We start from the raw sequence: 22111 nt of genomic DNA on the forward strand, positions 1-22111 counted from the left end.
TAGAGTGGGAGGACCGGGAGCACTCCGTACACCGGCTTCCACGCAGGTGTCGTTCCCGGTGATTCGCGATGCCGGGACGTCGAAGACGGGCCCGGGGGCAGGTCGGCATCATGACCGTGACCATCGACCGTACGACCGCTGATGAGCGCGCCCCTTCACCGCCTGCCCGCCTCGCTCTCACGCCGGGGACGGCGCCGGGGCTTCTGGACGGTGCCTGGTGGCCTCGCTCACGTGACCTCTTCCGTGAGCTTCCCGCGCTGGCGGAGAGGCTGGATCACGCGTGGGGACGGGTCACCCGTGTCACGGTGAATCCGGCCTTCTGGCCGGTGATCCCCCGCAAGGTGCCCGTGGCCGGACATACGGTGCACGTGGGCTGGTTCGCCGGTGAGCAGGACCCGCACAAGCTGCTCCTGTTCTCCTACAGCGCGGACCGCCTGGACCTGTTGATCATCCCGCCGGAGACCGGCCCGGCCGCCGCCGCCCGGCTGATGTCCGCCGCGACCGTGTCCGGAGGCCTTCTCACCGCGAGCATGCTGATGGACGCCGAACGGGCGGCGGACGACGTGACCGGGTCACGGAGCGGCGAAGAGGAGTGGGAGACGGAGGGCGGGCCCTCCCGGTCCGCACGAGGGACACAAGAGACACGAGGGACCCGAGCGGCGGACCAGGAGTGGTGAACATGACGTCCGGACCAGCCGAGCCCGTGCCCCCGGCGGGAAGCGCCGACATCCGTATCGTCGCCGCGTCCCCCGAGACCGCCCGACGCGTCGCGGAAGTCCTCCGGCACTGCTTCGACTCCACCGAGCAGCGCAGCTACCCGGCAGGCCGCGAAGGCGGTACCCGGCTCCACCTCACCGTGGACACGGCGCACCCCGCCGAGCCCGCGCGGTCCTGGCTGGCGACCAGCAGGCCAACGGCCGCACGGACCGCCGGCCGCTCGAAGGATGACGGGGCCTGACGGGCCCGCGCAGGAGAGAGCAACAGCCATGGCAACGCTTCGCGAACGGAAGGCCTGCCGCGAGAAGGTCATGCAGGCCCTGTACGAGGCCGTCGAAGGCAACCGGCTCCTCGGTGTCACGGGGGCGAAGCTGCACGACGACCTCGGTGTGCCCGAGGACGACCTGGCCGCCGCCTGCATGTATCTGGTGGGCGAGGGCCTCATCACGGTCGACTGGACGGCGGGCAACACGCCCTCGATGGTCACGCTGACCCACCAGGGCATCCGGCTCATGGAGGCCGCGGAGGAAGAAGCGGAAGAGAACGGCTGACGCACCCGGCCGCTCAGCTCAGCTCACCACGAGGGCGATCTTGCCCCGCACATGGCGGGACTCCACCTCGCGGTGGGCGTCGGCCGCGCGTTCCAGGGGGAAGGTGCGGGAGATCTCGATGCGCAGTCGGCCTGCCGCGTAGAGGGCGGTCAGGGTGCTCAGGCGGTGGGCGGAGCGCTGGGATCTGATGGCCTGGACGCCCAGTTCGGGGGCGCGGGCGAAGTCGACGAGGGTGCCGATGCGCTCGCGGTCCGGCACCAGGTCGAGGGAGGCGTCGAGGGCGGCGCCGCCGAAGCAGTCGAGGGCGGCGGTGACGCCGGAGGGGGCCAGTTCGCGGACGCGGCCGGCGAGTCCGTCGCCGTACGTCACGGGGACGGCGCCGAGGGAGCGCAGGTAGGCGTGGTTGCGGGGGGCGGCGGTGCCGATGACGGTGGCGCCGTGGGCCCTGGCCACCTGGACGGCGACCGTGCCGACGCCGCCGGCCGCCGCGTGGATCAGGACGGTGTCTCCCGCGCCCACCTTGAGCAGTTCAAGGGCGGTGTGGGCGGTCTGGGCGGAGCCGGAGAAGGCGCCAGCCACCTCCCAGGGCATGGACGCGGGCTTGGGCACGATCTGGTCGACGGGCACCACGACGTACTCGGCGTGACAGGCCATCAGGGCCCACCCGAGGACCTCGCTGCCGACCGGGAAGCCGTCCGCGCCCTCGCCCGCCTGGTCGACCACGCCGGCGAAGTCGTTGCCGATCGTCTGCGGGAAGACCGGGCTCCCGCCCGAATGGAACAGTCCCTGCCTGACCAAGCAGTCCACGGGCTGGATCCCGGCCGCCCTGACGCGCACCCGTACCTGTCCGGGGCCGGCCTCGGGGGTCTCGACGTCGAGCAGTTCCACGGCCTCCGGGCCACCGAACGCGTTGACCGCCGCTGCCTTCATGGGCTGTTCCTTCCTCTTCTCCGTATGACCGGGCGCCTTCTCCGCGTTGCCGGGCGCCCTCCCCGTACTACCGGGCGCCGCCATCCTCCGACCTCGATCGCGGTTGAGGTCAACGCGACGGGTCCGGCGTCACTCGGGCCAGTCCCCGGGCGCGGGCGGCAGCAGGGCCGCGCGCCGCTTGAGCGGCTCCCACCAGGAGCGGTTGTCGCGGTACCAGGCGACGGTCTCGGCGAGCGCCTCCTTGAACGGACGGACCGGACGGTAGCCGAGCTCGTCGCGGATCTTGCTCCAGTCGAGGGAGTAGCGGCGGTCGTGACCCTTGCGGTCGCGGACGTGCCGGACGAGGGACGGGTCGGCGTCCAGCGTTTCCAGGAGCAGCCCGGCCAGCTCACGGTTGGTCAGTTCGGTGCCCCCGCCGATGTGGTAGATCTCGCCGGCCCGGCCCCGGGTGCGGACGAGTTCCAGGCCGCGGACGTGGTCGTCGATGTGCAGCCAGTCGCGCACGTTGCCGCCGTCCCCGTAGAGGGGGACCTCCAGCCCGTCGAGCAGGTTGGTGACGAACAGCGGTATCAGCTTCTCGGGAAAGTGGTGGTGGCCGTAGTTGTTGGAGCAGCGGGTGATCCGTACGTCGAGGCCGTGGGTGCGGTGGCAGGCCAGGGCGAAGAGGTCGCTGGACGCCTTGGCCGCGGCGTAGGGCGAGTTGGGGGCGAGCGGCGCGTCCTCGGTCCAGGAGCCGTGGTCGATCGAGCCGTAGACCTCGTCCGTCGACACATGTACGAAGACCTTCACGCCGTTGTGCCGCGCCGCGTCGAGGAGCGTCTGGGTGCCCATCACATTGGTGCGGACGAACGTTTCCGCGGCGTGCACGGAACGGTCCACGTGGGACTCGGCGGCGAAGTGCACGATCTGGTCGTGCTCCGCGGCCAGCTCTTCCACCAGGGCGACGTCACAGATGTCGCCCTGGATGAAGCGGAACCGGTCGGAACGGCGGACGGGGTCGAGGTTGGCCGGCACCCCCGCGTAGGTGAGCTTGTCGAGGACGGTGACGCGGGGGCGCCCGGGTCCGTCGGCGCTCAGCAGCGTGCGCACATAGTGCGAACCGATGAAGCCGGCGCCACCGGTGACGAGGATGCGCGGGGCGGGAGCGGGAGGCGTGTTCGCGTCGGTGTCCATGTCGGTGTCGGTGTCCATGGGGACAGCTCTACCGCGCTCTGATCGCCCGGTACCAGGCACCGGGAGCGAGTGTTTCCGGTGAGCCGCCCTCCGCATCCGTCCGTCGGCGGGTACGGGCCGCGCCGGCCGCCACGCGCGGGCCGGCGCCCTCGGACCCCTCGCAGGAATACTGATTCCCTTTACGGAACGGCTTGGAGCAGCGCATTTGACATCGCCGGAATTATCTATCCTCAATCCCTGGGGAGCAGAATTTGACATTCACGGAAAATTTCGCCCCCAGAGAGGCCCATGAAACAACCGGCCGAAAAGTGACAGGATGGCCGGATTGCGTGGCGCTCCGGCAACGACGCAGCCAGGACAGGCAGTACAGCCCTCGATCACCCATCACAGCCGACAGCGAATACGCCCTCCTCCCCACGTCCATGTGAATTCCCGCATTCCCTGGTTATGCTGTCCGCTCCCTCGATCCGCATTCCCGAAGAGACCCGAAGAGAAGGGACCTGTGTATGGGCACGCCGGTTATTCCCGGCCGCTTGCAGGCAACGTTCATTCCGGATCCCGATGTGCCAGGGGAAGGGCACATGGCCTTCTGGGGCACCCCCGAACCCGCGGCCGACGCCGCCGCCCTGGGCCTGGACCTGCACGCAGGCCTGCACGCAGGCCTGGACGCAGGCCTGGACGCGGCCACCGGGTCCGGGACCGGCGCCCGGCTCCCCACGCTCCTGCCGCACGACGGTTCGCTGGTCGGCGTGGACGTCCCGGCGCTGCTCGTCCCGGTCGGCGACGCCGTACGGGCCCTGACCGCCCTGACCTCCCCGACCGACAGCGAGGCGCCCGGCAGTAAAACGCCCGCCCAGCCCCCGGACAGGTCGGTCCACGCCTGGGCCGTCGCCGCCCGGCTCGCGCTGGAGCACGTCACCGCGGGCCACCTGGTCCCCGCGCTGCACCCAGACGGTGAGGGACGCCCGTACTGGCGGGCCGAGCTCGGCGGCGACCCCCGGCTGACGGCCCTCGCCGAAGCCCTGCCCGCCGCCGCCCACGCGCTGCGCACCCCCGCCGACCCCACGGACCCTGCCGCGGAGGAACGGATCAAGGTCTGGTCCCCGCTCGCCCTCCTCACCGCGTTCTGCGACGCCGTCGCCGACGCCTGCGCCCGCGCGGCATCGGCCGACCACCCCCTCACCTGGGACACCACCCCCGCCCAACTCGCCGACTGGGCCCGGGCAGGCGGCGGGGAACGCGCCGGTGCCCGGCTCTGTCTCCGCCTCGGGCTGCCCGCCGGGCCCGACGCGCTCTGGCCGCTCACCTTCCACCTGGAGCCGGTGGACGAACCGGGCACCCTGGTGTCCGCCCACCGGGTGTGGCAGTCGGAGCCGGGCGCGCTCAGCGTCGGCGGCCGCGTCCTCGACGGCCCGCGGGAAGCCCTCCTCCAGGGGCTCACCCGCGCGGCCCGCGTCTTCCGGCCCCTCGCCGCCTGCCTGGAGAAGAGCCCGGGGAAAAACCCCAAGGAGAGCCAACCCACCCGGATACTCCTGACCCCCTTCCGCGCCGCCGAACTCTTCGGCGACGCCGCGACCGCCCTCCGCACCGCGGGCATCGGCCTCGTCCTCCCGCGGGAACTGGACAACGGCGGCAACGTCCTCACCCCCCGGCTGCGCGTCGGCACCCGCCGAAGCGGCCCTCGCAAGAACGGCGCCCACAGCCGTACGGTCACCTACCGCTGGGAGGCCGTCGTCGGCGCCGAGGTGATGACCACCGACGAGGTCGCCCTCCTCGCCGCCCGCGGCGAACCCCTCGCCCGGTGGCGGGACACCTGGATCCGGCTCGACCACGAGCGGATCGACGAACTGGCCGCGCTCGTCAGCCGGGCCGGACGGCTCTCCACGGCCGAGGCGCTGTCGGTCGCGCTGTGCGGCCGCCACCGGACCGAGGAGTTCGGCGACGTGCCCGCGGTGGCCGACGGTTCGGTCGCCGACCTCGTCGCCCGGCTGCGCGAGGCGGGCGGACCCGGCGAGGAACCGGACCTCACCGGGGTGCGCGCCGAGCTCCGCGACTACCAGCGGCGCGGCGTCGCGTGGCTGCGGTCGCTCACCGGCCTCGGGTTCGGCGCCCTGCTCGCCGACGACATGGGGCTCGGCAAGACCCTCCAGACGATCGCCCTCCTCGCCGGACGCACCGGCGACCGGCCGCGGCTCGTCGTATGCCCGACGTCCGTCGTGAGCAACTGGGAGCGGGAGCTGGCCCGTTTCGCCCCAGGCCTCACCGTGCTCCGCCACCATGGTCCCCGACGGGCCACGGACGCCGCGGAGTTCACGCCCGGAGCGGTCGTGATCACCAGCTACGCCCTGCTGCGCCTGGACGCCGATCTGCTCACGTCCGTCGACTGGGACCTCGTCGTCCTCGACGAGGCGCAGCAGATCAAGAACCCCACGGCGCGGACCGCCCGCGCCGCCCTGCGCCTGCGGGCCGGGGCGCGCGTGGCGCTGACCGGTACGCCGGTCGAGAACCGGCTGTCGGAGCTGTGGTCCCTCGCGCACTTCACCAACCCCGGGCTGCTCGGCCCGCACGCCCGCTTCAAGGAGCGGTTCGCCGTCCCGATCGAGCGCGACGGCGACCAGGAGGCGGCCGAGCGGCTGCGCGCCATCGTCTCCCCCTTCCTCCTGCGGCGGCTGAAGAGCACGGTGGCGGGCGAACTGCCCGCCAAGATGGAGTCCACGGTCCCGTGCGACCTCACGGACGAGCAGGCGAGGCTCTACCGCGCCGCCGTGACGGAGGCGTTCGACGACGGCGACGGCGACGGGCTCGGCACCGGGATCCGGCGCCAGGGCAACGTGCTGCGGCTGCTCACACACCTCAAGCAGATCTGCAACCACCCCGCCCAGTTCCTGGGGGAGGACGAGGGCGGGACGGGCACCCTGGCGGGCCGGTCGGGGAAGCTCGCGCGGGCCACCGAGATGCTCGGCGAGGCCGTAGCCGCCGGTGACCGCGCGCTCGTGTTCACCCAGTACCGCGTCATGGGGCAGCTCCTGTCCCGGCACCTGGCCGCCGAACTCGGCCTGGACTCCGTCCCGTTCCTGCACGGCGGGACCCCGGCCGAGCAGCGCGACGCCATGGTGGACGCGTTCCAGCACGCCGACACGGCGTCCCCGCTGCTCGTCATCAGCCTCAAGGCGGGCGGTTTCGGCCTCAATCTCACCCGGGCGTCGCACGTCCTGCACTACGACCGCTGGTGGAACCCCGCCGTCGAGGACCAGGCCACCGACCGCGCCCACCGCATCGGCCAGACCCGGACGGTGCACGTGCACAAGCTGGTCACCGCCGACACCTTCGAGGAGCGCGTCGACGCGCTCCTGGAGAGCAAGCGCTCCCTCGCGGACGCCGTCGTCGGAACGGGCGAGACCTGGCTGGCCGAACTCGACGACGACGCCCTCCGCACCCTCGTCCGCCTCGCCGACGACGCAGAAGGAGAGACCGTATGAGCACCGCCACCGCGGCACGGTGGAGCAGGCGCTGGATCCGCACCCTGGAATCGCTCGGCGCCACCGCCCCCAACCCCCGCCTCCCGCGCGGCCGTACCCTGGCCCGCAAGGGCGCCGTCCAGGGGCTGACCGTGCGCCCCGGCGAGGTGACCGCCCGGGTCGCGCAGACCGGGCGCGGCCACGAGGTGACGCTCCACCTGCCGGTCCTGACCGACGAGGAGTGGGCGGCCGGCGTCGGGATGCTGGCCGGGCAGCTCCAGCACGCCGCGAGCCTGCTGGAGGGCCGTATGCCGGAGGACATCGACGAGACCTTCGGCAAGGCCGGCCTCGCCCTCTTCCCCCGCCGCGGCGAGACCTCGTCCCGGTGCGGCTGCCGGGACACCGGTGACCCCTGTGCCCATGGTGCCGCGGTGCACTACGCGTTCGCCGCCTCGCTGGAGGACAACCCCTTCCTCCTGCCCGCCCTGCGGGGCCGCACCGGGGAGGAGCTGCTGACCGCGCTGCGGGCGGCCCGCTCCGAAGGATGCACGGGCGCGGGCACCGGCCCGGAGGGCGTCGACGCCGGGTCGCTCCCCGTAGGGGACGCGTACTTCACCGGCGGGAACCTGTCCGCCGTGCCCCTGCACCCCCGGCCGCCCGCCGACCCGGCCCGCGGGCTGCGCCGGCTCGGCCCGCCGCCGGGCTGCGGACCGGACGGGGCCCAACTCCTCGCGGACGCGGTGGAACGCGCCGCCGAGCACGCGTGGCGGACCGTACGGGAGGCGGCGGACCCACGGCCCTCATAAAACCGGAAGGCCCCCTCACCCCTCCTTCAGCTTCAGGTACCGCAGCACTTCCTTGTACAGCTTGTCGCCCTCCGCCCGGGCCTTGCCCTTCTCCGGCATGGAGACTTCGAGAACCCAGGCGACGTCCTTCGTCTTGTTCACGATGACGCGCGAGCGGCGGAAGCTCCGGGGATCCTCGGCACTGTCACCGGACTTGCGGAAGACGGTGGCGATCTCGGCGGTGGCCCGGCCGCCGAAGGAGGAGGCGTCGGTGACGGTGGAGCGCGCGTCGTTGACCGACTCCACCAGCCCCTTCTCCAGCCGGGACTTCCGCTTGACGGCCTCGCCCTGGGCCGAGTCGACCAGCTTCTCCGGTTCGGCCGGGGCGGAGGAGCCGGAGGAGCCCTTCTCCTTCTCCGCCTTCAGGAGCAGGGAGATGGTGTAGACGCCGCCCGGGTCCCGGAAGGAGACGAAGCCGTCGTCCGGCTTGATGATCTTGACGTAGTCCTCGGGCACCGCCATCGACGCCCTGACGACCTCCGGTTCGTCGGCGACCTTCCAGTGCAGCGGGGTGGCGGGACCGTAGCCGAAGGGGTTGATGGCGAGGAGGGCGGCACCGCCGCCCACCAGGACGACGCCGATGGCGAGGCCCCACTGCGTCTTCCGCTTGTGGTGCAGGACCGGGGGTATCCAGCGGCTGCCCGTGGTCGCCGGCGCGGTGCGCTGCTGCGGTGCCGGGGCCGGGCGGGCCACCGCCTCCAGGGCCGCGCGGATGTCCGCCGGCGCCGGCCGGGCCGCCGGGTCCTTGTCCAGCAGGCGCATGACGACATCGGTGAAGGCGTCCGGGGCGCGGGTCGGGCGCGAGGGCTCCGCGGAGAGGATGGCCTGCATCGTCGCCTGGGTGTTGGAGCGGCGGAACGGCGACATGCCCTCGACCGCCGTGTACAGCACGACGCCCAGCGACCAGAGGTCGGAGGCGGGCCCGGGGCGCCGGCCCAGGGCGCGTTCCGGAGCCACGTACTCCGGCGAGCCGATGAAGCCGCCCGTCTCGGTGAGGCCCTGCTCGCCCTCGATCTGCGCGATGCCGAAGTCCGTGAGGACGACCCGGTCGTGCCGCCCGAGGAGGACGTTGTCCGGCTTGACGTCCCGGTGCAGGACGCCGGCCTGGTGCGCCGCCTCCAGCGCGCCGAGGACCGCGAGGCCGATGCGGGCCGCCTCGCGCGCGTCCAGCGTCCCGTCGGACAGCCGGTCGCCGAGGGACTGGCCGTCGACCAGCTCCATGACGATCCACGGCCGCCCCTCCTCCACGACCACGTCGTGGACCGCGACGACGGACGGGTGCGCGACGCGGGCCGCGGCGCGGGCCTCGCGCTGCATCCGCAGGTGGATGTTCTGCCGCATGGACTCGGGCAGGTGGTCGGGGACGCGCGGTTCCTTGACGGCGACCTCGCGGTCGACGACCTCGTCGTGCGCCCTCCAGACGGTGCCCATGCCGCCGTGGCCCAGCCGCGAGAGCAGCCGGTACCGGTTCCCCACCCGGCGCCCGGCGCCCGGATCCTGAACGACGCCCGGGTCCTGAACGACGCCCGGACCCTGAACGACGCCCGGCTCCTGGACTGCGCCCGGTCCCTGCGCCACGCCCGACTCCCGCAGCGCGGCCGGGTCGTGGACCGCCCCCGGGTCGGCGCCCGGCACGGGCCACACGGCCGACGGGTCCTGCGTCCCCGGCGCGCTCCCGCCCTGCGCGTACGGGTTGGGCCAGGCCGCGCCGGGCGGCTGGAGGTCGTAGCTGGTGGGCGGATGCGCCCTTCCCCCGTCGTTCGTCATGCCCCCATCATCGGCCAAGCCCACCAGGTGCCGGAATTCCCCTCCGTCACCCCTGCCCCGCGGAACAGGGGAGGCCGCCGGAAAAGGCAGGGGTTCCGCCGGGACGGACCGGCGTATTAGCGTGGGAAACCGGGCACGGCAGGCGGGCCTGAATTCGGCTCGGTCCGGTACGAGTTGGATTCCACGAACAGTCCCCGAACAGTCCCCGAACGGTGGCCGGGGCGGGGGCCGGCAGGACGAGCGGACCGGGCGGACAGCGAAAAGGACGACAACCGTGCCCCACCCCGACGCGAAGCTCCTCGCCGTCAGCGACCTCCACATCGCCTACGACGAGAACCGCGCCCTCACCGCGGGCCTGCGCCCCGGCTCCGACGACGACTGGCTGATCGTCGCGGGCGACGTCGCCGAGCGGTTCGCCGACGTCGAGTGGGCCCTGCGGCTGCTCGCCGGCCGGTTCGCCAAGGTGATCTGGTCGCCCGGCAACCACGAGCTGTGGACGCCGCCCAAGGACCCCTGCGACCTGCGCGGCGAGAAGCGCTACCTGCATCTGGTGGAGCTCTGCCGCGAACTCGGTATCGCCACGCCCGAGGACCCGTACCCGGTGTGGGAGGGGGCGGGCGGGCCGGTGGTGGTCGCGCCGCTGTTCGTCCTCTACGACTACTCGTTCCGGGTCCCCGGCGCCGACACCAAGGAGGAGTCACTGCGCCGCGCCCACGAGGCGGGCGTGGTCTGCACCGACGAGTACTTCCTCCACCCCGACCCCTACCCCGGCCGCGACGACTGGTGCCGCGCGCGGGTCGAGTACACCGAACGCCGGCTGTCCGCCGTCGACCCCGCCCTCCGCACCGTCCTCGTCAACCACTGGCCGCTGGTCCGCGAACCCACCCGCATCCTGCGCTACCCGGACTTCGCCCAGTGGTGCGGCACCGAGCTCACCGCCGACTGGCACGTCCGCTTCCGCGCCGCCGCCGCGGTCTACGGCCATCTGCACATCCCCCGGGTGACCTGGCACGACGGCGTGCGCTTCGAGGAGGTCTCGGTCGGCTACCCCCGCGAGTGGCGGCCCCGGCCACCGCGCGAGCCCCTGCGGCAGATCCTGCCGCAGCCGGTGGACGAGCGGGGGGCCGTCCGGTGATAGGCGACCTCCTGCCCGCGTCGGTCGTCACCGAACACGCCTACACCGACGCCCCGGACGACCCGGCGGCCCTCCTCTTCCCCGAGGAGGCCGCCCAGGTGGCCCGGGCCGTGCCCAAGCGGCAGCGCGAGTTCACCACCGTCCGGGTGTGCGCGCGGGCCGCGCTGGGGCGGCTCGGGTACGCGCCCGGGCCGCTGCTGCCCAACCGGCGCGGCGCGCCCCGGTGGCCGGACGGCGTCGTCGGCAGCATGACGCACTGCCAGGGCTACCGGGCGGCCGCCGTGGCGCGCGCCGCCGACGCCGCCTCGGTCGGGGTGGACGCCGAGCCGAACGGCCCGTTGCCGGACGGCGTCGTCGACATGGTCACCCTCCCGGACGAACGGGAACGGCTCGCCGCCCTGGCCGGCGGCCACCCCGGCGTGCACTGGGACCGGCTGCTGTTCAGCGCCAAGGAGAGCGTGTTCAAGGCCTGGTACCCGCTGACCGGGCTGGAACTGGACTTCGACGAGGCCGAGCTGACCGTCGACCCCGTCGCCGGGACGTTCTCGGCCCGGCTGCTGGTGCCCGGCCCGGTCGTCGGCGGCCGCCGGCTGGACGGATTCGACGGGCGCTGGGCCGTGGGCAACGGCCTGGTCGTCACCGCGATCGCCGTACCGGCGGCGGTGAGCGGGGGCGGGGCGCGAGGGGCCGGAGATCAGGAAGCGGCGGCGGACGAGTACGCGGCACCACCCTCCCCCTGACCCCCGTACACGGCTGTGGCGCCCGCCGACCGGTTCGGGTCGGGGGCGCCACATGAGGTGCGGCGGGCACCGCGGGCCGTCCGCGTGCGGAACGGCGGCCCTGCGCGGCCGCGCTCGCCGCCGCCTGGGGGTGTGTCAGTCGTTGACGCAGACGTTGCCGCTCGTCGGGTTGAGCAGGCCGACGATGTCGATCGTGTTGCCGCAGATGTTGATCGGGAGGTGGATCGGGATCTGGATGACGTTGCCCGAGATGACGCCCGGGGAGCCGACGGCCGCGCCCTTCGCGTTCGAGTCGGCGATGGCGGTGCCGGAGACGCCGGCAATCGCTGCGCCCACAGTGGCAGTGAGGACGGCTGCCTTGGCGATTCGTGACATGGGTGACACCTTTGTTCGGTCTGACAGGGTCGAACTCACGGCCAGTGACGGCCGGGAGCACGGATCAACGTCCGATCACCACGAAAGTTTCGTTCGTGCGGCGGACGGGTGACGGAGCACCGACAGAGGAGCCCGGCCCCACCACGCGCCCCTTACGTCCCCGTATGACCGATACGCCGTGCTCTCACCGCTCCTGACGCCCCATCCGCGGCCGTCTGTACAGTCCCGGGCCGCACCGCTACAAGGGACGGGAAGTCCGATCGGTGTGGGAGGCAGCGATGCGCAGGATCGCGATCGTCGGAGCGGGGCAGGCGGGGCTGCACCTGGCGCTGGGGCTCCAGGGGGCGCCTCCCGGGGACGCCGGAGGGTACGAGGTGCTGGTGGTGACCGACCGGACGCCCGAGCAGATCCGCGCCGGGCGGGTGCAGTCGACCCAGCTGATGTTCGGCCCGGCCCGGGCCCTGGAACGGGCGGCGGGACTGAACCTCTGGGACGGGGAGACCCCCTGGACCACGGGCAACCGGATCATCACGGCCGACCCGCCGGGCACGGCCGACCGGATGTTCGGTGCCCCGCTGGACGAGCCCGCCCAGTCCGTGGACCTGCGGGTGAAGACCGCGCGCTGGCTGGAGCTGTTCGAGGAGCGCGGCGGGCGCGTCGAGTACCGGCCGGTGTCGGCGGACGACCTGCCGGGGCTGGCCGCCGCCCACGACCTGACCCTGCTCGCCTCCGGCCGCGGCGGCCTCGGCGGCGTCCTGGGGCGCGACGGCCGGCACAGCCCCTACGACCGTCCGCAGCGCGCCCTCGCCGTCCTCTACCTGCACGGCGTCACCCCGCTCCCCGAGGTGCCGGGGTATCTGCGGATGACCACCACGCCCGGCACCGGCGAACTGCTCACCCTCCCGGGCCGCACCCTGTCGGGCCCCTGCACCATCGTCATGTGGCAGGGGGTACCCGGTGGCCCGTTCGACTGCTGGCAGGACAACCCCGCCCCGGACGCCGCCCTCGCCCGCACGCTGGAGCTGATGCGCGTCCACGCCCCGTGGGACTACGAGCGGTGCGCGGACGCCGAACCGACGGACGGCGGTGCCGCGCTGACCGGCAGCCTGACCCCGGTGGTGCGGCATCCCGTGGCCGACGTCGCGCCGGGGTCGTACGTCCTGGGCATGGCCGACGCCGTCGTCCTCAACGACCCGCTGGCCGGGCAGGGGTCCAACAACGCGGCGCACTGCGCCGACCGCTACCTCCGGGCGATCCTCGACCGGGGCACACTGCCGTTCGACCGGGCGTGGGCACAGGAGACCTTCGCGTCCTGGTGGGAGCACGCCCGGCACACGGTGATGTTCAGCAATCTGCTGGTCCGTCCGCTGCCGGACCACGTCCAGCGCGTCGTGGGCGCGGCGCCCGAGTACCCCGAGATCGCGCACCGCTACGTCAACGGCTTCGCCCACCCGGCCGACTACCGCGAGTGGCTGCTGGACGCCGACCGGGCGGACGCGTACCTGGCGGCGGTGACCGGGGGGCGGACCGCCACCTAGGGCCGCCCCGCGCGTGCCCGCGCGCACCCTGCGCTAGCGTGATCGGGTGAGCACACCACCGGCCGGCACGGCCGCCGCACGACGCCGTACGGGCCAGGGGCCCGTGGTGGCCGCGGTGTCCGTCGGCGGCGGGCTGGGCGGCGCGGCCCGCTACGGCGCCGAGCTGCTCTGGCCGACGCCCGACGGGGCCTTCCCCTGGACGACGTTCCTCGTCAACGCGACCGGCTGCGCGCTGATCGGCGTGCTCCTGGTGACGATCGCCGAACGGGGCTCGCCCCACCGGCTGCTGCGCCCCTTCCTCGGCACCGGGGTGCTGGGCGGCTACACGACGTTCTCGACCTACGCGGTGGACGTGCAGCGGCTCATGGCCGACGGCCGGACGGCGACCGGACTGCTGTACCTGGCCGCGACGCCGCTCGCCGCGCTGGCGGCGGTCTGGTGCGCGGCGGCCGTGACGCGACGGCTGGCCGGAGGCCGACGGTGATCCCGCGCGGTCCGGCCCCGCGGCTGACGGTGCACCTCGGCGAGTCCGACGCCGAGCACGGCAGGCCCCTCTTCTCCGAACTCGTCCACCGCGCCCACCGGGCCGGGCTCGCGGGCGGCGGCCCGGTCACCCTGGACGAGGTCGAGGGCCACCGCGGGTGAACTGGCTGCTCGTCATCGCCGGCGCCATGGTCGGCGCCCCGCTGCGCTATCTCACCGACCGGGCCGTCCAGGCGCGGCACGACTCGGTGTTCCCGTGGGGGACGTTCACGGTCAACGTCGTGGGCTGCTTCCTGCTCGGCGTACTGACCGCCGTGGCGCCGGAGGACGTCCGGCTGGCGCTGGGCACCGGGCTGTGCGGGGCGCTGACCACGTACTCGACGTTCTCGTACGAGACCCTGCGACTGGCGGAGGAGGGGGCGCGGGGGCCTGCGGTCCTGAACGTGGTGGCGAGCGTGGCGGCCGGGGTGGGGGCGGCGTTCGCGGGGGTGTGGCTCGGCGGGGCGTTCTAGCGCGACCCTCCCCCTGGTCCTCACTCAGCCCTCATCCATCCCTCAGCCCTCCTCCCCCAAGTGCTCCAGCAGCACCCCCCACAACTCCCGTGCCGCCCGCGGCGGAGGCGCGTCCTTGCGGTGGGCGACCGCCACCGTCCGCCGCATGCGGTCGCCCTCGAACCGCGTCACGCGCAGCCCGGAGCGGGCCGCGACCATGCCCGGGACCACGGCGACGCCCAGCCCGGCGCGGACGAAGCCGAGCACCGCGTCCATCTCGCCGCCCTCCACCGTGAACGACGGCTCGAAGCCGGCCGTCCGGCAGGCCGAGATCGTCATCTCCCGCAGGTCGTAGCCGCGCCGGAACATCGCCATCGGCAGCCCGCGCAGGTCCTCGACCCGTATCCGGCCGCGGCGGGACGGCGTGGGGGCGGACGGGGACGAGACGACGACCAGGTCCTCGCGCAGCAGCTCCGTCGTGGTCAGGGCAGGGGCGCCGACGCCGAGCGGGGTGATGATCAGGGCCAGGTCGAGGTCGCCGGCGGCCAGGCTGCGGACCAGGTCCTGGGAGCCGCCCTCGTCGATGAACAGCTCGATTCCCGGGTACCGCGCGTGGTAGGCGCGCAGCACGTCGGGCACCAGGCTCGCGCAGAGGCTCGGCGGTGCGCCGAGCCGGACCCGGCCGCGCCGCAGCTGGGCGACCTCCTGGACCTCGCGCCGGGCGGTGTCGGTGTCGGCGAGGATGCGCCGGGCCAGGGGCAGCAGCGCCTCCCCGGCGTCGGTCAGCGTGATGTTGCCGCGCGCCCGGTGGAAGAGGTCGGCGCCCAGTTCCCGTTCCAGGGCCCGGATCTGCTGCGAGAGCGACGGCTGCGCGACGTGCAGCACCTCGGCGGCACGGGTGAAGTGACGGACTTCGGCCACCGTCGCGAAGTAGCGGAGCTGTTGGAGTTGCACCATGACCAGGATAGATAGGCAACCCCTATGGAATCCAGGCCCACCATGTCTTGGACGCATAAAAGTTACCGACCTACTGTCGGCGGCATGGCACTGGCGACCCGGACGGAACGCTCCCCGTCCCTCATCGGCACCCTGTGGCGCTCCACCGTCGGCAAGAAGGCGGTCATGGCGGCCACCGGTCTCATCCTGCTGGCGTACCTGGTCGCCCATATGCTGGGCAATCTGAAGGTCTTCTTCGGGGCCGGGGAGTTCAACCACTACGGGCACTGGATCCGCACCATCGGCGAGCCGTTCCTGCACCACATGTGGTTCCTGTGGATCGCCCGGGTGGTGCTGGGGGCGTCCGTGGTGCTGCACGGCGTGGCCGCGTACCAGCTGAGCCGCCGCGACCTGGCGGCGCGGCCGACGAAGTACGAGGGGAAGAAGCGGCAGCGCACGAGCTACGCGACGCGCACCATGCGGTGGGGCGGCGTGATCCTCGCGCTGTTCATCGTCTGGCACATCCTCGACCTGACGACCCTGACGGTGAACCCCAACGCCGAGGAGGGCCGCCCGTACGAGAACCTGGTCGCCTCCTTCGACCGCTGGTACGTGGCCGCCTTCTACATCCTGGCGATGCTCGCCCTCTGTATGCACATCCGCCACGGCTTCTGGAGCGCGGCGCAGACGCTGGGCGCCAACTCCCCGCGTCGCGACCGGACGTTCAAGGTCCTCGCCAACGGCCTCGCCGCCCTGCTGACCGCCGGCTTCCTCGCCGTGCCGGTCGGCGTCCTGACAGGAATCGTGAGCTGACATGTCCGACTACGTCCACTGGACCACCGGCGACCCGGTCGCCGACACCAAGGCCCCCGACGGCCCGATCGCCGAGCGCTGGGACCGCCGCCGCTTCGACGCGAAGCTCGTCAACCCCGCCAACCGCCGCAAGCACACCGTCATCGTGGTGGGCACCGGCCTGGCGGGCGGGGCGGCCGGGGCGACCCTCGCCGAACAGGGCTACCACGTCGTCCAGTTCTGCTACCAGGACTCGCCGCGCCGGGCGCACTCCATCGCGGCGCAGGGCGGCATCAACGCCGCCAAGAACTACCGGAACGACGGCGACTCGATCCACCGCCTCTTCTACGACACGGTCAAGGGCGGCGACTTCCGGGCCCGCGAGTCCAACGTGCACCGCCTGGCCCAGGTCTCCGTCGAGATCATCGACCAGTGCGTGGCGCAGGGCGTGCCGTTCGCCCGCGAGTACGGCGGCCTGCTCGACACCCGCTCGTTCGGCGGCGTCCAGGTCTCGCGCACCTTCTACGCCCGCGGCCAGACGGGCCAGCAGCTGCTGCTCGGCGCCTACCAGGCGCTCTCCCGGCAGATAGCCGCCGGCACGGTCGAGATGCACCCGCGCACGGAGATGCTGGACCTGATCGTCATCGACGGCCGGGCGCGCGGCATCGTGGCCCGCGACCTCATCACGGGCGTCGTCAGCACCTACTTCGCGGACGCGGTCGTCCTCGCCTCCGGCGGCTACGGCAACGTCTTCTACCTCTCCACCAACGCGAAGAACTCCAACGCCACCGCCGTCTGGCGGGCCCACCGGCGCGGCGCGTACTTCGCCAACCCCTGCTTCACCCAGATCCACCCCACCTGCATCCCGCGCTCCGGCGACCACCAGTCCAAGCTGACGCTGATGAGCGAGTCGCTGCGCAACGACGGGCGCATCTGGGTGCCGAAGGCCAAGGGCGACACCCGGCCGGCCGCCGAGATCCCCGAGGACGAGCGCGACTACTACCTGGAGCGGATCTACCCGTCGTTCGGCAACCTCGTCCCCCGCGACATCGCCTCCCGCGCCGCCAAGAACGTCTGCGACGAGGGCCGGGGCGTGGGCCCCGGCGGGCAGGGCGTCTACCTGGACTTCGCGGACGCGATCCGGCGGATGGGCCGGAAGGCCGTCGAGGCCAAGTACGGCAACCTCTTCGAGATGTACGAGCGGATCACCGCCGAGGACCCGTACGAGGTGCCGATGCGCATCTACCCGGCGATCCACTACACGATGGGCGGCCTGTGGGTCGACTACGACCTCCAGACGACCGTCCCCGGCCTCTTCGCCGTCGGCGAGGCCAACTTCTCCGACCACGGCGCCAACCGGCTCGGTGCCTCCGCGCTGATGCAGGGCCTGGCGGACGGCTACTTCGTCCTGCCGTCCACCATCAACGACTACCTCGCCCGGCACCCGCACGACCCCGTCCCCGAGGACCACCCCGCGGTGACGGAAGCCGTCGGCGAGGTGACCGCCCGGCTGGCGAGGCTGCTCGCCAACGACGGCGACCGGACCCCCGACTCGTTCCACCGCGAGCTCGGCGAACTCCTCTGGGACGAGTGCGGCATGGCCCGCACGGACAGCGGGCTGCGCAAGGCGCTGGACCGCATCCCCGCCCTGCGCGAGGAGTTCTGGCGCCGCATCAAGGTGCCCGGCACCGGCGAGGAGCTCAACCAGTCGCTGGAGAAGGCCAACCGGATCGTCGACTACCTCGAACTCGCCGAGTTGATGTGCCTCGACGCGCTCCACCGCACCGAGTCCTGCGGCGGCCACTTCCGCGAGGAGAGCCAGACGCCGGACGGCGAGGCCGCGCGCAAGGACGACGAGTTCGCCTACGCGGCGGCCTGGGAGTTCACCGGGACGGGCACGGCCCCGGTGCTCCACAAGGAAGACCTGACCTTCGAGTACGTCCACCCCACCCAGCGGAGCTATGCGTGAACCTCACCCTGCGCATCTGGCGCCAGCGCAACCCCGAGGACGCGGGTGCCATGACCACCTACGAGGTCAGGGGCATCAGCGAGGACATGTCCTTCCTCGAAATGCTCGACCACCTCAATGAGGAGCTGATCCTCGCCGGTGACGAGCCCGTCGCCTTCGACCACGACTGCCGCGAGGGCATCTGCGGCGCCTGCGGCATGGTCATCAACGGCGCGGCGCACGGCCCCGAACGGACCACCACCTGCCAGCTCCACATGCGCCACTTCGCCGACGGCGACACCATCGACGTGGAGCCGTGGCGCGCCGCCGCCTTCCCGGTCGTGAAGGACCTGGTCGTGGACCGCTCGGCGTTCGACCGCATCATCGGCGCGGGCGGCTACGTCTCCGTCCCCACCGGCGCCGCCCCCGAGGCCCACGCCACCCCGGTGCCCAAGCCGGACGCCGACCTCGCCTTCGAGCACGCCGAGTGCATCGGCTGCGGCGCCTGCGTGGCCGCCTGCCCCAACGGTTCCGCCATGCTCTTCACCTCGGCGAAGGTCGTCCACCTGAACGTCCTGCCGCAGGGCGCGCCCGAACGGGAGTCCCGCGTCCTGGACATGGTCGGCGCCATGGACGACCAGGGCTTCGGCGGCTGCACCAACACCGGCGAGTGCGCCACCGCCTGCCCCAAGGGGATCCCGCTGACGGCGATCGGCCGGATGAACCGGGAGTTCCTGCGGGCGACGGTGAAGGGCGGGCGGTCGAAGGGCTGAGGGGCGTCCGTGCGGGGGCGGGCCGGCGTCGTAGCCGCCCCCGGGATGCTCTTCGTATCATGTGCCCCATGACCGCCGAGGACCTGCCGAGCCCTGTCGCGCAGGGGAACCTGCGCGCTTCCCACCTCGAACGCGAAGCGGTGGTGGAGCGGTTGCAGGACGCCGCCGCCGAGGGCCGCCTCGACTTCGCCGAGCTGGACGCCCGGGTGGAACAGGCGCTCAACGCCAAGACCCACGCCGAGCTGGCCGCCCTCACCGCGGACCTGCCGCACCCGGCGGGCGCGGACGCGGACAGGACCCTGACGCTCAGGGCCGGAATGCACGGCGTGAAGCGCACCGGCCCGTGGCAGGTGCCCGCCCGCATCCTCGTCGACGCCGGCATGGGCGGCGCCGTGCTCGACTTCACCGCGGCCGAGTGCCGGCTCTCCGAGGTCCGGGTGGAGGCGCACGGCCAGATGGGCGGCGTCGTCCTCGTCGTCCCCAAGGGCTGGGCCGTGAACACGGACGAGATGGACGGCGGCGTGAAGGACAAGCTCATCCCCGGCCGGCTCCCCGGCGCACCCCTGATCCGCCTCACGGGAACCGCGGGCATGGCGGGCGTGGTCGTCCGCCACCCCAAGCGGCGGGAACTGCGGCGGAGCAGGCAGGGGAAGGAGCTTGCGCAGGGCTGAGGCGCGCTGACCGACGGCGCGGCGCTCGGGGGCGGCTTCCGGCAGCCGTCCGGCGCCCTACTCGCCGTGCATGATCTGGATCAGGTTGCCGCAGGTGTCGTCCAGGACCGCGACGGTGACCGGGCCCATCTCCTGCGGCTCCTGGGTGAAGCGGACCCCGAGCCCGCGCAGCCGGTCGAACTCCGCCCGTACGTCGTCCACGGCGAAGGAGGCGGCCGGGATGCCGTCCGCGACCAGCGCCTCCTTGTACGGCTTCACCGCGGGGTGGCCGGAGGGCTCAAGCAGCAGTTCGGGCCCGTCGGGGTCCTCCGGCGAGACGACGGTCAGCCACCGGTCCGGGCCCGCCGGGACGTCGTGCTTCGTGACGAAGCCCAGCACGTCGGTGTAGAAGCGCTGGGCCTTGGCCTGGTCATCGACGAAGACGCTGGTCAGGTGGATCTTCATGGGTTGTTCTCCCGGTGGGTCGGGCTCGGCTCCAGGCGTATGCCGTGCTGAGGGAGGGGCGGCTGCCCCTCCCTCTCCGGCGTCCCTCGCGTCACATGTGGACGTCGACGCAGGTCTTGCCGATGGCCCGCTTGACGGCACCGGAGGAGTCGTTCTCGAAGCCCTCGGCACAGATCTTGGTGTGGTTGTTCACGCCGTGGCCCACCGCGACGCCGTACCGCGAGCCCTTGTGCCAGTGCTGTACCGCGCTCTGGCCGCTGATGCCGGGGCCGGAGAGGCGGAAGTGGCCGTAGAACTGGGAGCCGGGCGCCGGGGTGACCGTGAGCCGTGCCACGTACAGCCCCGAGCCCTCGACCTCCAGACAGGTCTGGCCCGCGCACCCTCCCCAGTTCGCGGACGCCGGGCCCGCCGTGAAGGTGAACATGGCCGCGGCTCCCACCGTCGCGACGGCTGCCCGGAGGGCCCAGCGAATCTTTGCAGCGATGTGGTTCATCTACTCCACTTTCTTCCGATTCGTCCGCCGCGTCTAACGATTGGAACGTGGACGGGTCACATGAACCGGGGGGCCGGGTCCGGCTCCGCGCGTGCGTGTTCCGGTGGGGCGGGTGGGTGTCACCGCCGTGAGCTGGGCGTTCGACTCAACTTCCGGCTGTCGGGGCCGGGTTCCCGCTCGACCGCCTCACCAAGAGGCAGGATTCGGGCGCACCACCTCCGCACTGCCCGCCACTTTCACCGTACTGCCGGGAGGGGGAGTTGCCGCAAGGCCCTGTCGAGGGTTCAGAATCGGGTCCTGACCTGCACGGTTGTGGCACGTCCGAGGCTGGTTCCAGGGGGAGTTCTGATGCGTGTGCTGCTGTCGACCATCGGATCGCGGGGCGAAGTACAGCCCATGGTGGGGCTGGCGATGCGGTTGAGGGAGCTCGGGCAGGAGGTACGCCTGTGTGTACCGCCGGACTTCGCCGAGTGGATCGAGGGACTCGGGTTCCCGGTGGTGCCCATCGGGCCGGAGTTGGACGCAGTTCGCCACGGTTCCGGAGGCGGCCCGGGACTGTGACGTCGTCGTGGCGGGCGGGGGCCTCCAGATCGCCGCCCGCTCGGTGGCCGAGCTGCGGGGGGTCCCGTACGTCCACGTCAGCTACTGCCCCACCGTCCTGCCGTCCCCGCACCACGCGCCGCCCCCACTGTCGCTGCCGGGACAGAAGCCGGCGCCGGAGCCGACGGACAACCGCGCCCTCTGGGACGAGGACGCGCGGCGTCTGAACGCCACGTTCGGCGCCGCCCTCAACTCCCACCGCGCGGCGGCCGGTCTGGACCCGGTCGCCGATGTGCGGAGCCACATCGTGACCGGCCTGCCCTGGCTGGCCGCCGATCCGACGCTGGGGCCGTGGCCCGGCCCGGACGACCCGGACGGGCGGACCGTGTTCCGGACGGGCGCCTGGCTCGTGCCGGACGACCGTCCGCTCGCCCCCGAGTTGGAGGCGTTCCTCGCCGCCGGCGAACCGCCCGTCTTCTTCGGTTTCGGCAGCATGCGCGCGACGCCGGACCTCGGCCGGGTGATGACCCGGGCGGCCCGCGCCCTCGGGCGCCGCGCGGTCGTCTCGCGCGGGTGGGCCGGTCTGTCCCCGGTGGACGACGCGCCGGACTGCCTGGCCCTCGGCGAGGTCAACCAACAGGCGCTCTTCCGGCGGGTGGCGGCCGTCGTCCACCACGGCGGCGCGGGCACCACCACCACGGCCGCGCTGGCCGGGGCTCCCCAAGTCGTCGTCCCGCAGATGTACGACCAGCACTACTGGGCCGGGCGCGTCCACGGCCTCGGCATCGGCACCGCCCACCCGCCCGTTCCCCCGACCACCGACTCCCTCACCGACGCCCTCCGCCGCACCCTCCACCCGGACACGACCGCCCGCGCCCGCTCCGTCGCCGCCGCCGTCCGCACGGACGGCACCCTGGTGGCCGCCCGGCGACTTCTGGCGATGGCAGAGTAAGTCGACCGCATGCCTTCGGTACTTGTCATCGGATACGACCCGCACAAGCTGCCCGGCATCGACGGGGACGCGCTCCGCGCGGTGCTCGACAAGGAGCCGGCCCGATTCGGCGAGCACGGCATCGACGCGGCCATCACGCTGGTCGTGTTCGACGACACGGCCGAGCCCGCCATCGTCGCGTCGCTCACCGAGCGGCCGTGGGACGTGGTCGTCATCGGCGGCGGGATCCGCAGGACGGAGGCGCTGTTCCCGCTCTTCGAGCAGACCGTGAACCTGGTCCACCGGCACGCGCCGCAGGCCGCCATCGCGTTCGACACCAGCGGCGGCGACAGCGTTGAAGCGGCACTGCGCCGGCTCCG

General features: G+C 72.9%; 23 protein-coding genes and 2 pseudogenes. 18 read left to right on the top strand and 7 right to left on the bottom strand.

Annotation, left to right across the window (positions count from 1 at the left end; translation table 11 throughout):
• The first annotated feature begins 110 nt into the window (after positions 1-110).
• The 3 genes from HN013_RS12350 to HN013_RS12360 are packed head-to-tail and all read left to right on the top strand — an operon-like array spanning position 111 to position 1268.
• On the top strand, positions 111-677 hold the full coding sequence (locus HN013_RS12350; protein WP_171166138.1) for a DUF5994 family protein: 567 nt from the start codon (positions 111-113) through the stop codon (positions 675-677).
• Between the two features lie 2 nt (positions 678-679).
• Positions 680-958, top strand: a complete 279-nt coding sequence (locus tag HN013_RS12355) for a hypothetical protein (RefSeq protein ID WP_171166139.1) — start codon at positions 680-682, stop codon at positions 956-958.
• Between the two features lie 28 nt (positions 959-986).
• Positions 987-1268, top strand: a complete 282-nt coding sequence (locus HN013_RS12360; RefSeq protein ID WP_171166140.1) for a hypothetical protein — start codon at positions 987-989, stop codon at positions 1266-1268.
• 18 nt (positions 1269-1286) lie between these two features.
• Here the strand turns inward: HN013_RS12360 and HN013_RS12365 are convergent, their stop codons facing one another.
• Positions 1287-2198: an NADP-dependent oxidoreductase gene (locus HN013_RS12365; protein ID WP_171166141.1), complete on the bottom strand. Its 912-nt coding sequence runs from the start codon at positions 2196-2198 to the stop codon at positions 1287-1289.
• Positions 2199-2327: 129 nt separating this feature from the next.
• Positions 2328-3389, bottom strand: coding sequence for a dTDP-glucose 4,6-dehydratase (rfbB, locus tag HN013_RS12370; RefSeq protein WP_171166142.1), 1062 nt, complete (start codon positions 3387-3389; stop codon positions 2328-2330).
• A gap of 563 nt (positions 3390-3952) precedes the next feature.
• Here rfbB and HN013_RS12375 point away from each other — a divergent pair.
• Both HN013_RS12375 and HN013_RS12380 read left to right on the top strand, forming a co-directional pair.
• A complete protein-coding gene (locus HN013_RS12375; protein ID WP_212764263.1) occupies positions 3953-6850 on the top strand; it encodes a DEAD/DEAH box helicase in 2898 nt (965 codons plus the stop codon).
• Positions 6847-7635, top strand: a complete 789-nt coding sequence (locus tag HN013_RS12380; RefSeq protein ID WP_171166143.1) for a hypothetical protein — start codon at positions 6847-6849, stop codon at positions 7633-7635. Before HN013_RS12375 ends, HN013_RS12380 begins: the two co-directional genes overlap by 4 nt.
• Before the next feature lie 15 nt (positions 7636-7650).
• On the opposite strand, the gene HN013_RS12385 is transcribed toward HN013_RS12380, so the two are convergent.
• Entirely contained in the window at positions 7651-9441 is a 1791-nt protein-coding gene (locus HN013_RS12385; protein ID WP_171166144.1) for a protein kinase domain-containing protein, read from the bottom strand.
• 274 nt (positions 9442-9715) lie between these two features.
• Here HN013_RS12385 and HN013_RS12390 point away from each other — a divergent pair, with 274 nt between their 5' ends.
• Positions 9716-10576 (top strand): metallophosphoesterase, encoded by an 861-nt coding sequence (locus HN013_RS12390; protein ID WP_312018585.1) that lies wholly within the window; start codon positions 9716-9718, stop codon positions 10574-10576.
• Positions 10573-11316, top strand: a complete 744-nt coding sequence (locus HN013_RS12395; protein WP_171166145.1) for a 4'-phosphopantetheinyl transferase superfamily protein — start codon at positions 10573-10575, stop codon at positions 11314-11316. Before HN013_RS12390 ends, HN013_RS12395 begins: the two co-directional genes overlap by 4 nt.
• 135 nt (positions 11317-11451) lie before the next feature.
• Here HN013_RS12395 and HN013_RS12400 read toward each other — a convergent pair whose 3' ends face one another.
• On the bottom strand, positions 11452-11691 hold the full coding sequence (locus HN013_RS12400; RefSeq protein WP_171166146.1) for a chaplin: 240 nt from the start codon (positions 11689-11691) through the stop codon (positions 11452-11454).
• A 278-nt stretch (positions 11692-11969) separates the two neighbouring features.
• On the opposite strand from HN013_RS12400, the gene HN013_RS12405 reads away from it, so the two are divergent.
• From HN013_RS12405 to crcB, 4 genes and pseudogenes are all read left to right on the top strand, one after another.
• A complete protein-coding gene (locus HN013_RS12405; RefSeq protein ID WP_171166147.1) occupies positions 11970-13229 on the top strand; it encodes a styrene monooxygenase/indole monooxygenase family protein in 1260 nt (419 codons plus the stop codon).
• A gap of 46 nt (positions 13230-13275) precedes the next feature.
• On the top strand, positions 13276-13713 hold the full coding sequence (locus HN013_RS12410; protein WP_171166148.1) for a CrcB family protein: 438 nt from the start codon (positions 13276-13278) through the stop codon (positions 13711-13713).
• Positions 13710-13829, top strand: a pseudogene (locus HN013_RS32940) (DUF190 domain-containing protein); the annotation flags it as partial. The gene HN013_RS12410 and the pseudogene HN013_RS32940, both read left to right, overlap by 4 nt.
• Positions 13830-13870: 41 nt before the next feature.
• Positions 13871-14224: a fluoride efflux transporter CrcB gene (crcB, locus tag HN013_RS12420; protein ID WP_171166149.1), complete on the top strand. Its 354-nt coding sequence runs from the start codon at positions 13871-13873 to the stop codon at positions 14222-14224.
• Between the two features lie 42 nt (positions 14225-14266).
• Here crcB and HN013_RS12425 read toward each other — a convergent pair whose 3' ends face one another.
• Complete coding sequence (locus HN013_RS12425; RefSeq protein WP_171166276.1) at positions 14267-15157, bottom strand: LysR substrate-binding domain-containing protein; 891 nt, start codon at positions 15155-15157, stop codon at positions 14267-14269.
• A gap of 87 nt (positions 15158-15244) precedes the next feature.
• Between HN013_RS12425 and HN013_RS12430 the strand changes: the two genes are divergently transcribed.
• The 4 genes from HN013_RS12430 to HN013_RS12445 all read left to right on the top strand — a co-directional run bounded on the left by HN013_RS12430 (position 15245) and on the right by HN013_RS12445 (position 19323).
• Positions 15245-15952 carry a succinate dehydrogenase cytochrome b subunit gene (locus HN013_RS12430; RefSeq protein WP_171166150.1) on the top strand — a complete coding sequence of 236 codons (708 nt, stop codon included), beginning with the start codon at positions 15245-15247 and terminating at the stop codon, positions 15950-15952.
• A gap of 1 nt (position 15953) precedes the next feature.
• Positions 15954-17900: a fumarate reductase/succinate dehydrogenase flavoprotein subunit gene (locus tag HN013_RS12435; protein ID WP_171166151.1), complete on the top strand. Its 1947-nt coding sequence runs from the start codon at positions 15954-15956 to the stop codon at positions 17898-17900.
• Positions 17897-18652, top strand: coding sequence for a succinate dehydrogenase/fumarate reductase iron-sulfur subunit (locus HN013_RS12440; protein WP_171166152.1), 756 nt, complete (start codon positions 17897-17899; stop codon positions 18650-18652). Before HN013_RS12435 ends, HN013_RS12440 begins: the two co-directional genes overlap by 4 nt.
• Before the next feature lie 68 nt (positions 18653-18720).
• Positions 18721-19323, top strand: coding sequence for a DUF1707 domain-containing protein (locus HN013_RS12445; RefSeq protein ID WP_171166153.1), 603 nt, complete (start codon positions 18721-18723; stop codon positions 19321-19323).
• 57 nt (positions 19324-19380) lie between these two features.
• On the opposite strand, the gene HN013_RS12450 is transcribed toward HN013_RS12445, so the two are convergent.
• Both HN013_RS12450 and HN013_RS12455 read right to left on the bottom strand, forming a co-directional pair.
• Entirely contained in the window at positions 19381-19767 is a 387-nt protein-coding gene (locus HN013_RS12450) for a VOC family protein (protein WP_171166154.1), read from the bottom strand.
• Between the two features lie 91 nt (positions 19768-19858).
• Entirely contained in the window at positions 19859-20260 is a 402-nt protein-coding gene (locus HN013_RS12455; RefSeq protein WP_171166155.1) for a hypothetical protein, read from the bottom strand.
• A gap of 348 nt (positions 20261-20608) precedes the next feature.
• Between HN013_RS12455 and HN013_RS34120 the strand changes: the two genes are divergently transcribed.
• The 3 genes and pseudogenes from HN013_RS34120 to HN013_RS32945 form a co-directional block, all read left to right on the top strand.
• Positions 20609-20821, top strand: coding sequence for a glycosyltransferase (locus HN013_RS34120; protein ID WP_398979390.1), 213 nt, complete (start codon positions 20609-20611; stop codon positions 20819-20821).
• 7 nt (positions 20822-20828) lie between these two features.
• Complete coding sequence (locus HN013_RS12460; RefSeq protein WP_398979393.1) at positions 20829-21752, top strand: glycosyltransferase; 924 nt, start codon at positions 20829-20831, stop codon at positions 21750-21752.
• Between the two features lie 9 nt (positions 21753-21761).
• Positions 21762-22109: pseudogene (locus HN013_RS32945) on the top strand (hypothetical protein); the annotation flags it as partial.
• Positions 22110-22111 lie beyond the last annotated feature (2 nt).

The sequence above is a fragment of the Streptomyces sp. I05A-00742 genome (genome assembly GCF_013055795.1).
In the GTDB taxonomy this organism is placed as follows: Bacteria; Actinomycetota; Actinomycetes; order Streptomycetales; family Streptomycetaceae; genus Streptomyces.

Bases quoted from the DNA above. Each gene is read 5' to 3' on its own strand.
- HN013_RS12350 (WP_171166138.1), top strand. From the start codon at position 111: ATGACCGTGACCATCGACCGTACGACCGCTGATGAGCGCGCCCCTTCA.
- HN013_RS12355 (WP_171166139.1), top strand. From the start codon at position 680: ATGACGTCCGGACCAGCCGAGCCCGTGCCCCCGGCGGGAAGCGCCGAC.
- HN013_RS12360 (WP_171166140.1), top strand. From the start codon at position 987: ATGGCAACGCTTCGCGAACGGAAGGCCTGCCGCGAGAAGGTCATGCAG.
- HN013_RS12365 (WP_171166141.1), bottom strand. From the start codon at position 2,198: ATGAAGGCAGCGGCGGTCAACGCGTTCGGTGGCCCGGAGGCCGTGGAA.
- rfbB (WP_171166142.1), bottom strand. From the start codon at position 3,389: ATGGACACCGACACCGACATGGACACCGACGCGAACACGCCTCCCGCT.
- HN013_RS12375 (WP_212764263.1), top strand. From the start codon at position 3,953: ATGGCCTTCTGGGGCACCCCCGAACCCGCGGCCGACGCCGCCGCCCTG.
- HN013_RS12380 (WP_171166143.1), top strand. From the start codon at position 6,847: ATGAGCACCGCCACCGCGGCACGGTGGAGCAGGCGCTGGATCCGCACC.
- HN013_RS12385 (WP_171166144.1), bottom strand. From the start codon at position 9,441: ATGACGAACGACGGGGGAAGGGCGCATCCGCCCACCAGCTACGACCTC.
- HN013_RS12400 (WP_171166146.1), bottom strand. From the start codon at position 11,691: ATGTCACGAATCGCCAAGGCAGCCGTCCTCACTGCCACTGTGGGCGCA.
- HN013_RS12405 (WP_171166147.1), top strand. From the start codon at position 11,970: ATGCGCAGGATCGCGATCGTCGGAGCGGGGCAGGCGGGGCTGCACCTG.
- HN013_RS12430 (WP_171166150.1), top strand. From the start codon at position 15,245: ATGGCACTGGCGACCCGGACGGAACGCTCCCCGTCCCTCATCGGCACC.
- HN013_RS12435 (WP_171166151.1), top strand. From the start codon at position 15,954: ATGTCCGACTACGTCCACTGGACCACCGGCGACCCGGTCGCCGACACC.
- HN013_RS12445 (WP_171166153.1), top strand. From the start codon at position 18,721: ATGACCGCCGAGGACCTGCCGAGCCCTGTCGCGCAGGGGAACCTGCGC.
- HN013_RS12450 (WP_171166154.1), bottom strand. From the start codon at position 19,767: ATGAAGATCCACCTGACCAGCGTCTTCGTCGATGACCAGGCCAAGGCC.
- HN013_RS12455 (WP_171166155.1), bottom strand. From the start codon at position 20,260: ATGAACCACATCGCTGCAAAGATTCGCTGGGCCCTCCGGGCAGCCGTC.
- HN013_RS34120 (WP_398979390.1), top strand. From the start codon at position 20,609: ATGCGTGTGCTGCTGTCGACCATCGGATCGCGGGGCGAAGTACAGCCC.